The sequence below is a fragment of the Pedobacter sp. Leaf170 genome (assembly GCF_920984665.1).
Lineage (GTDB): Bacteria > Bacteroidota > Bacteroidia > Sphingobacteriales > Sphingobacteriaceae > Pedobacter.
Window position 1 is genome coordinate 476783 of record NZ_CAKLBP010000003.1, and the last position, 9167, is coordinate 485949.

General features: G+C 35.1%; 10 protein-coding genes. All 10 read left to right on the forward strand.

The genetic code is table 11. The features are described 5' to 3' along the window. Positions 1–93: 93 nt before the first annotated feature. The gene (locus LUA90_RS10710; protein WP_231490968.1) at positions 94–2169 is read left to right on the forward strand and encodes a tetratricopeptide repeat-containing sensor histidine kinase; all 2076 of its coding nucleotides are present in this window, start codon (positions 94–96) and stop codon (positions 2167–2169) included. Between the two features lie 224 nt (positions 2170–2393). Further along, positions 2394–3020, forward strand: a complete 627-nt coding sequence (locus tag LUA90_RS10715; RefSeq protein ID WP_231490969.1) for a response regulator transcription factor — start codon at positions 2394–2396, stop codon at positions 3018–3020. Positions 3021–3141: 121 nt separating this feature from the next. Continuing rightward, the gene (locus LUA90_RS10720; protein WP_231490970.1) at positions 3142–3840 is read left to right on the forward strand and encodes a hypothetical protein; all 699 of its coding nucleotides are present in this window, start codon (positions 3142–3144) and stop codon (positions 3838–3840) included. 10 nt (positions 3841–3850) lie between these two features. Beyond that, the gene (locus tag LUA90_RS10725) at positions 3851–5170 is read left to right on the forward strand and encodes an OmpA family protein (protein WP_231490971.1); all 1320 of its coding nucleotides are present in this window, start codon (positions 3851–3853) and stop codon (positions 5168–5170) included. A gap of 11 nt (positions 5171–5181) precedes the next feature. Beyond that, positions 5182–5751, forward strand: a complete 570-nt coding sequence (locus LUA90_RS10730; protein WP_231490972.1) for a hypothetical protein — start codon at positions 5182–5184, stop codon at positions 5749–5751. Between the two features lie 22 nt (positions 5752–5773). After that, positions 5774–6112: a hypothetical protein gene (locus tag LUA90_RS10735; RefSeq protein ID WP_231490973.1), complete on the forward strand. Its 339-nt coding sequence runs from the start codon at positions 5774–5776 to the stop codon at positions 6110–6112. A gap of 202 nt (positions 6113–6314) precedes the next feature. Next, positions 6315–6923: a hypothetical protein gene (locus LUA90_RS10740; RefSeq protein WP_231490974.1), complete on the forward strand. Its 609-nt coding sequence runs from the start codon at positions 6315–6317 to the stop codon at positions 6921–6923. A 15-nt stretch (positions 6924–6938) separates the two neighbouring features. Next, positions 6939–7781, forward strand: coding sequence for a hypothetical protein (locus LUA90_RS10745; RefSeq protein ID WP_231490975.1), 843 nt, complete (start codon positions 6939–6941; stop codon positions 7779–7781). Between the two features lie 11 nt (positions 7782–7792). Next, complete coding sequence (locus tag LUA90_RS10750; RefSeq protein ID WP_231490976.1) at positions 7793–8317, forward strand: hypothetical protein; 525 nt, start codon at positions 7793–7795, stop codon at positions 8315–8317. A 30-nt stretch (positions 8318–8347) separates the two neighbouring features. Then, positions 8348–8926: a hypothetical protein gene (locus tag LUA90_RS10755; RefSeq protein ID WP_231490977.1), complete on the forward strand. Its 579-nt coding sequence runs from the start codon at positions 8348–8350 to the stop codon at positions 8924–8926. Positions 8927–9167 lie beyond the last annotated feature (241 nt).

Here is a 9167-nt window from a genome sequence, read left to right on the forward strand (position 1 = left end):
TTTCTTCAGGTTAATTTGATACTTACAATAAAAAATTGCTTATAAAATTTCTTAAAACTTATAGCTATATTTAACATAGATGATTGAAACATCATGGAAAACTGTCGGCTATGCTTGTCAAAACTGAAGCTCTTCCATCTTTCTGATATTCAAAAACTTTCTATGTGCTTACGCTGGTTTTTAAAACTTTTTCTATTTATTCTAATTGCTCAAACCAGCTATGCCCAATCTACAGCAATTGACAATTTGCTAATAAATGCCAATACTTACATTAACTCGGGTAACTACAACCAGGCAAATGCGCTATTAAAAGATGGCTTAAAGCAAGCTGAAGCCACTAAAAATAAAAGAAAAGAAGCCCATATTTATGATTTACTGGCAGAAGTGAGTTTTAAAAAAAGGGAGTTTAAAGATTTTAAAACTTACGATGCCTTTGCCAGCCAAATTGCCAATCAGTTAAAAGATACTTTATTGCTTATCGATTTAAATAACCGAAAAGGAATTTACTACGCCGAAGATGGTCAGAATGATTTGGCCACGCAACACTACAATACCGCTTTAAATTTATGTTTGGCCAAAAAGGAAAGCAAAAAACTTGCAGAAGTTTACAGCAATATTAGCTCTCAACTTTTAGCCACGGGCGATAAAGACAAAGCAATAAACAACTTTTTTAACGCCCTGAAACTTTTTGAACTGAACGAGAACAAACGTGGCATTGGCGAAACTTACAGCAATATTTCATCGGTTTATTATTTAATGGGCAAGGTTGATGATGCGATAAATTACCAGAAAAATAGCATAGCAGTAAGAGAAAAAATTAACGATAAACCCGGACTTGCGATTGCGAATTTGAACATCGGACAATTGTATCTGATAAAAAAGGAAAATCCATTGGCTAAACGACATTTAACCAATGCGGTAAAATATGCAGAGCAAACCGAAAACAATAAATTAATTGCCAGCACTTATGCTGGCATGGCCACTTATGAGGCTTTAGGTGCAAAAAACAATCAGAATGCTTTGCAATGGCAAAGCAAAGCAATTGCGCTTTACGAGAAAATTGACGACAAACAAATGCTATCACGCATGTACGTTTCAGCGGGTAATGTGGCTAATAATATTAACGATACAACAGCTTCAGTTGCTTATTACAATAAAGCATTATTATTATCTAAAGCCTTAAAAAACAAAGAAAATATCAGCAATGCTTATGATAAACTGAGCAGTTTTTATAACACGAGAGGCAATTTTAAAAATGCTTATGAAAATTATAAACAGCATATTTTATATCGCGATAGCATAACCGAAAAAAGTAATTTGGCGAAAATTGAAGAGGTTCGGGTTAAATACGAAACCGAGAAAAAAGATGGCGAAATTTTAAAATTAAGCACTTCTGAACGGTTAAAACAACTCCAAATAGAAAAACAAAATGCTTTAATTACTGGCAATTTACTTTTGGCCAGGCAAAAACAAAGTGAAATAGAACTTCTATCAAAAGAGAAGCAATTGCAAGATTTAAGGTTAAAGGAACAGAATGAAAAAATTAGAATTCAGAATTTGAATGCCGTAAACAAAGAGCAACAATTACGCCTGGCAAAAAATGAGCAAATAGCAAAAGAAAATGAATTAGCTAACGCAAAAACGACAAGAAATTTATTAATAGGTGGTTTTGTTTTGCTCTTACTTCTAATCGTTACTTATTTTAATCGCTACCAACTGAAGAAAAAATTAGAACAGCAAACAGCGCTATTAGCCATAAGAAACAACATTAGTAAAGATTTGCATGATGAAATTGGAAGTACTTTAACCAGCATCAACATTTTAAGTAGTGTATCGCAACAAGCGATGGATAAAGATACCGGCGAAGCCAAAAAAATGTTGCAAAAAATAACTTCGCAAAGCAAAACCATACAGCAAAGCATGAGCGATATTGTTTGGAGCATACAACCTAATAACGATAAAATTGAAAATCTTGCCATCAGAATGCGAGAGTTTGCAACCCAAACGCTCGAACCTTTGGGTATTTTAGTTTCGTTTATTACCGATGAAGATTTAGCGAGCAAGTCGTTACCCATAGAATACCGCAAAGAGATTTTACTGATTTACAAAGAAGCGTTAACCAATATCAGCAAACACGCTAACGCAAGTAAAAGTAAATATCGACCTTAAAAAAATTGATAAAAATACAGCGCAATTATTTATTGCAGATAATGGCCTTTGGAAAGGCGAAACTTCTGGAACGGGCATTCGGAGTATGAAAGAAAGAGCTTTGGCCATAAACAGCACACTAACTTTAAGCAATGATGATAAGGGCACTGTGTTATTGCTTGCTATCAACCTCCCCTAATTTGGGCATAGCCGATAAAAAAATGATAGCTTAATTTTGTAAATCAATGGCAATAAACGTTTTAATATTTGAAGACAACAGCAATTTGCGCTTTAGCATAGAAACCATGCTTCAGTGGAATGCCGATTTCAATTTAATTAAGGCCATGCCTGATGCAAACTCTTTGGATGAGATTTTGCAAACTTACAAAGCCGATGTTATTTTAATGGATATTGATATTCCTGGCCTAAATGGCATTGAGGCGTTGAAGAAAATCCGCCAGCAAAACCAAGAAATTTTTGTGATAATGCTAACTGTTTTTGAAGATGAAAATAACATTTTCGATGCCATTTGCGCAGGTGCTAACGGTTATTTGTTAAAGAAAAACTTCGACCAGGTGCCTGCTGCTATACATGATGTGATGGCGGGTGGCGCACCTATGACGAGTAGCGTAGCTAAAAAAGTGCTTTCTTTTATCCCCCAAAAACAAAATAAACACCAGCAAACCACCGAACTGCTTACCCACCGCGAAACTGAAATTCTAGAATATGTGGTTAAAGGTTTAAGCTATAAAATGATTGCCAGCGAACTTCATATTTCTGTGGAAACCATTCGTAGTCACATTAAAAAGATTTATAAAAAGCTACAGGTAAATAGCGCAACCGAAGCTATTTATAAGTACAATCAAGGTTAGGCACTAACCCTTTTATGGTATTGATGGGCAGTTAATTAGCCTATAAATTTGATTATGAAACCATTAATTAAATCTCGCCATAAAAAAATTAACTCTATTATTAATCTTATTTGCTACAACTATGCTTGTGGCAAATGCTCAAAAATGCGATTGTAACCCAAACGGTTTTAATCCTTTTGTTTATTCAAATGGTAAAGCAGCCCAAACTGTAAGAGATGGTCATCAATTTAGCATAAAATGCAAACAGCCATTTTCTTTTAATGGAGGTTACAAATGCGATTACAGTATTAAGGTTTGTGATGTTAAACTTGTTGCTGTTATAAAAAATTCGGCAGGAACGGTAATAAAATCTTTTCCAAACTTCACTTTTCCGTTGGAATATGAATTTGAAACTGGCGGAAATTATTCGATAGAAATAACACCGATTTGTGGCGGCAAAAAATGCCCGACAATTAAATTCTATTTTAATGTTGCTTGCGATGAGCTTGCTAAATGTGAGTGCAATAAAGCAGGCTGGGATAATATTTATGTTTCTATAGACAATGTTTCGAAGCAAATTGCTTGTGGCGCAACCATTGATTTAAAGGTTGGTATGCCATTTTCGTTTAAAGGCGGTTACAAATGTGAGGGCAATTGCGAAGCAGTTTTAAATGCCAAACTAACTAATCTGAGCACTGGCTTAGTGCAAAACTTCCCGAATTTTAAAATGGATGGCGTTAATTCTCCTTTTCCAACGGCAGGCAAATACAAGTTGGCTATTAATCCGCTTTGCGGGAATAAAAAATGCCAGCCTTGCAGTTTCAATATCATTGTTAATTAAATACCTGGTTATGAAAACTCAACTCTTTTTAATGTTGATGTTTGTTTGTAGCCTTTGCAAAGCTCAAATTAACACCAAAGATATTAAACGCAATGCTGAAGGCCGAGCCAATGAAGCCATAAGTAAAGGTGTAAATGCTGGAATAGATAAACTTGAAAAAGGTATTGGTGGATTATTTAAAGGCAAAAAAAATAAAGCAAAAGCCGATACTTTAGCAACGCAACCGGTAACGCAACCAGCAGAAACAGTAAGCGAAACTGGCAACGAAATGCCACAACAAAACGCTGATATTTTAAGGAAATTTGATTTTGTGCAGGGCGATAAAATTTTAGTTCTAGAAAGTTTTAGTCAGGATAATTTGGGCGATTTCCCAGCCAAATGGACGACAAACAGCGGTGGCGAAATTGTTGAATTAAATGGCGAAAACTGGTTTAATCTTGGTAAAAACGGCGTGTTTTTGCCTCAGTTTATCAATAACTTACCAGATAATTTCACTTTTGAGTTTGATGTTACTTGTAGCGCAAATTTTAACTTTTACAGCAATCCACTTAATTTTTCTATTGCCGAATTAGCAAAACCCAGCACCGATTATTTGAAATGGAAAATGCTTACCCGTTTGGGTAGAAATGGTATCGAAGTTGGCATTCATCCTAAATCAGTTTCTACAGTAAACGCAAAAGGCACTACCAATTACCAAATTTACGATAATGGCAGTTTGGGCGCTAAAAATAAAACCGTACAAAGTGAATTTATTAGCGATGTTAAAGCTACCGTTCATGTAAGTGTTTGGCGCCAAAAAAATCGTTTGAGGGTTTATTTAAATCAGGAGAAAGTTTGGGATTTACCTAATGCTTTTGTGGATGGAAGAAAATACAATACCATCCTGTTTCAAACTGGTGGCGTTAAAAAAGAAGAAGATAAATATTACATCAATAATTTAAGGTTGGCCGTTGGCGAAGCAGATACCAGAAACAAGTTATTAAACGAAGGCAAATTTGTTTCTTCAGGTATTTTATTCGATGTAAACTCGGCAAACATCAAGCCCGAAAGTTTAGGTTTAATTAAATCTATTGCGGTGATTTTGCAGGAAAATCCGCCAGTAAAAATTAAAATAATTGGCCATACTGATAGCGATGGCGATGAAAAAGCAAACCTGGCCTTATCTAAAAAACGTGCCGAAGCTTTAAAAAACATGTTAACTACAAATTTTGGAATTGAAGCCAGCAGAATGCAAACCGATGGCAAAGGTGAAAGTGTACCTGCAACGCCAAATACAAGTGAAATAAACAAGGCAAATAACCGCAGAGTTGAGTTCATAAAAATTAAATAAACCTAAATACCATGAAAAAATTACTGTCTATTGCATTGTTGATGACTTGTTTCATCAGCTTTGCTAAAGCGCAAAAAGGCAGAGAGACCGGAGTTTTTATAAATCCAGATAGAAAAATTGTACAAATAAAACCAGATTTATCAATACTTCTTATCCCTGGCTTAACAAATGGCGGAACTGAAGCAATTTACCAGCCTGCTACTGTTGAGACTAAAAATAAGACTAAAATTCCCAAAAACTTAATTATTAAGAACATCGGCCTTGCCACTTCAAAACCATGTAAAGTGATTTTATATGTTCATTTCCAAGCCCCGAGAACTTTTTCTGAGGTAGAGCATGGCGTGGCAGAAGGTGCTTTTAATGATGCCGCTATTTCTGATCCGTTGCCTTTACCAGCCTTAACACAAGGACAAGATTTGGGTAAAGAGCATTCTTTTGTTTTTAATACCTTTCCAAATTTATCGCCTGGTAAAAAAGTAAGGTTAACTGCAATAATTATTTATCCAACACCTGCCGCGGAGGCCAGTACAGATAATAACACATCAAGAAAGTTTGAAGTGGGATTAGTAACAAGATTATAAAATCATTAATTAAAAAAAGTATATGAAAAAGTTAATTACCACAGTATTAGCACTAGGGATTAGTGTTATTAGTTTTGCACAAGTTAGAGTTAATGATAGAGTAGGACCTGTACCACCGAAACTAACTTGTAATTGTAGCGATTTAAAGGTAAATGTTTACTTATATAAAGAAACAGGTACAACAAACTACATTGTTAGATTAGATTATTTTAATAACAAATCAAATGCTTGTACACCTACAGTTAATACATTGGGTATTTTTAGGGGTGGTTCAGAAAGCCTAATTAGAGTGCCATTAGCAGAATTAGAAAAAACCTCGAGTAGAGGAGTTATTTTGTACCGAATTAAACCAGCTCAATAGCGGGAAGAATTATTGGTTAGAACAACACAATATGTTGTTAGGTATAGATTAAATTATGGTTTGCTAGCAACAAGTTTATGCCCAATTGTAAACAAGAGTTTAGGGCTTGAAGTAGGCGAACCTATTTTATAAAAATTTTTAAAAGGCTGTTTTAATTGATAATCTAAACAGCCTTTTAGTTAAAACTCTTAACTTATAAATCATGAAAAAATTATTGCTTCTTCTATTATTATTGCCCGTTTGTTTATCTGCCCAAATAGTTAATAATCGGTATAAATTAAGTTTGGTACCTAGCAATTTACGCATGGAACTTGCCAGTGGAAACTTTATTAGAGTTGCTGAAGATTGCAGAGATAGAACGCCTGGATGTGGTTCTCAAGTTTGGTTTGTAGCAGGAGTTAGAGGTAAACCTAATACTTACCAAATCACATTAAATGGTAGTAGTAAGTATTTAACATGGGATGAAGCAACACCTGACGCAATAAGCCTAAAAATTAGGTTAGAGCCACGTTATCCTAATGAAAAACAAAAATTTCAGCAGTTTATTTTTACATTAAATGATAAAGGAAGCTACCAGATACAGCCAGCTATAGATGGCAATGCAACAAATGTCTTCTACTTAGGGGCTAATTTTGATACAGGTTCATATAAAGGTGTTAGATTTTTTAAAATAGCTGCGAGTGAGTTTAGTGAAGTAAAGTATGCCTGGGTTTTGGCCGCTCCAATTACCCCATTACCCGTTCAAAATGCCGGTACTGTAATTGTGAGTGCTCCCTCAGACAATAAGATAGATGTAGATTTTAAAACATGAGCTGATAACTTGGAAATGAAACCTTTTCAGGAAAATGTTGAGATAAGAATAATTTTACAGAACAGAGCCGATGCAATTTTGGCAAATGCAAATAACAATCAGAATTGGCCGAACAACTCTATAAAAAGGGTTAGCATACCATTACCAGCAAATATTAATGTTAACGAAATTAAAGAGTTACATGTTTACAGAAAGCAAAAACGAGGAGGCACGCCAACACCAACAATATTTAACATTGCCGAAAAAGACAATTGGAATGTAGATAAAATATCTGCAACGGCAAGATTAAAGATTGGTGGGGTGCTAAAATCGTATAAATTCCCTGATTTTATAAGTCCTTTAGGAAGCCGAAACCCTTTGTTTAGATTTGTTTACGAAGGTGGGGATGGAAAAACTGAAGGTCAATTTTTTAAGGGTATTTTATCGTATTTGTCGCCTGATACATACCCCAGAACAACAGCTGTAAACCCATTATTAAAGATAGAGACCTTAACAGGCGGAGATGACTTACGAGGTGGAAACGACAACCTAAACGTATTAATTAGATTAAAATTTAGGCCAGTTAGAAATATTGCATTAAACAATATAAATGGTAGCCAAAATTGGGGAAACTTTAGCGAACATACCTTCACTCGTTCTATTTCGGCTCTGCTTTTTACTTTCGATGATATTGAAGATATTGTATTGCGCCATACAGGTGGTGCTTTTGGGCAGGGTATTGATAACTGGTATTTAGATAAGCTAAAAATTACCCTAACCATTGCTGGCGAAACAAGAGTTTTAGTAGATCAAGTTGCTGCGCCAATCCATTATTTTAAAGGTGATGCTCGCTCAAAAACATTTCAAATTAATCGTTAAAATGTAAAACCATGAAAATAATATTGATGTTTACGGCATTGCTAATATTTTCGTTTTGCAATCTATGCGCACAAAAAGTAAATACTAATACTGGTGTTGCTGCTAACCAAAATAAAGCAGTATCAAGGGCTTTACCAGACTTAACTTTTCACCTTGTACCGGTTTTGGTAGGCAGTGGAAACGGTGTAGAAAAACTTGATGATACTTCGGGCAGAATAAAAATCCCTATCAATTTTATTGTAAAAAACATTGGTTTTACAACATCCAAACCTACAACTATTTATGCAGAATATAGCTATATGAGTTCACAAGGTTTAATTTCTATCAAATCAAACCCAATGTTTTTACAAGTTATAGAACCAGGTAAAGAACTATTGCTAAAACATCAGTTTAGTTTTAAACCTACACCCGAGCAGGCATACGGTAGGGCTTTAAAATTGAGGTTGGTTATTGTGGTTGCAGGAGCAAATAATCAAAATGAGCTATTGGTGGGTAACAATATTTCTGATGAGTTATCTCTAAAAATTGATAAATAGACTTATTTTTTTTAACATCAAACTTTTAACATGAATGGTTTAAAAACATCAGCTTTGCTAATTCTAATTGGGTTGGCAACGGCAACTATGGCAAAGAAAACTGAGGAAGAACCACATATTTTTGATAGACCTTGTCCGCTGCCAACCTATAAAAAAGGACAAACTTCTGCGCAAGTAAATGAAGAAACAAGAAAGTATGTGGAGTGTAAAAAACTATTAGAAGCAAGACAAAGAGAGCGGGCTCAAGAGGCACAAAAACGGCTTCAAGAAAAACTACAGCAACAGCAAGAGCAAAAAGAAAGAGATAGGCTTAACAGACAAATAGATCAAGAAAAAAGAACAGAAGAAAGACGTAGAGAAAATGTGCGCAGAGAAGATGAACGTCAACGAAATGCCCTAAATGCACAAATTGATAAGGAAAAAAGAGCAGAAGAAATTAGGCGACAAAGAGAAGCCAATACCAACAGACAGCCACAAAGAACACCATCCCAGCAACGAAACGACCCACAAAAAGCTGCAGCACAAAGAGCTCGGGAAGAGAGGATAAGACTTGCCAGAGAACGTGCTGCTGAAGAAAGAAGAAAACGAAGAGAAACTGAGGGTAATTAATTAAACCATATCTAAATTCTTCATAATGAAAAATCTTATCTTGATTTTTGCTGCAATTATTCTGCTCACGAGCTGCACTATACTAAAAAACGGCATCAGCTATGCTGGCGAAGAGTAAGCCTACGACCAACCCATCTTGACTTAACTTGTTTTGACTGTTAATTTTGATTAAAAATCATGATATGAAAAAACCAGTTTTACAGTCAAACGAAATGTTTCCCCATGTTGAGGCCTGGATGTC

What these genes read in the sequence shown, in the direction of transcription:
- LUA90_RS10735 (WP_231490973.1), top strand. Translation starts at nt 5,774, where the DNA reads ATGAAAAAGTTAATTACCACAGTATTAGCACTAGGGATTAGTGTTATT.
- LUA90_RS10745 (WP_231490975.1), top strand. Translation starts at nt 6,939, where the DNA reads ATGAAACCTTTTCAGGAAAATGTTGAGATAAGAATAATTTTACAGAAC.
- LUA90_RS10720 (WP_231490970.1), top strand. Translation starts at nt 3,142, where the DNA reads ATGCTTGTGGCAAATGCTCAAAAATGCGATTGTAACCCAAACGGTTTT.
- LUA90_RS10730 (WP_231490972.1), top strand. Translation starts at nt 5,182, where the DNA reads ATGAAAAAATTACTGTCTATTGCATTGTTGATGACTTGTTTCATCAGC.
- LUA90_RS10715 (WP_231490969.1), top strand. Translation starts at nt 2,394, where the DNA reads ATGGCAATAAACGTTTTAATATTTGAAGACAACAGCAATTTGCGCTTT.
- LUA90_RS10710 (WP_231490968.1), top strand. Translation starts at nt 94, where the DNA reads ATGGAAAACTGTCGGCTATGCTTGTCAAAACTGAAGCTCTTCCATCTT.
- LUA90_RS10755 (WP_231490977.1), top strand. Translation starts at nt 8,348, where the DNA reads ATGAATGGTTTAAAAACATCAGCTTTGCTAATTCTAATTGGGTTGGCA.
- LUA90_RS10750 (WP_231490976.1), top strand. Translation starts at nt 7,793, where the DNA reads ATGAAAATAATATTGATGTTTACGGCATTGCTAATATTTTCGTTTTGC.
- LUA90_RS10725 (WP_231490971.1), top strand. Translation starts at nt 3,851, where the DNA reads ATGAAAACTCAACTCTTTTTAATGTTGATGTTTGTTTGTAGCCTTTGC.
- LUA90_RS10740 (WP_231490974.1), top strand. Translation starts at nt 6,315, where the DNA reads ATGAAAAAATTATTGCTTCTTCTATTATTATTGCCCGTTTGTTTATCT.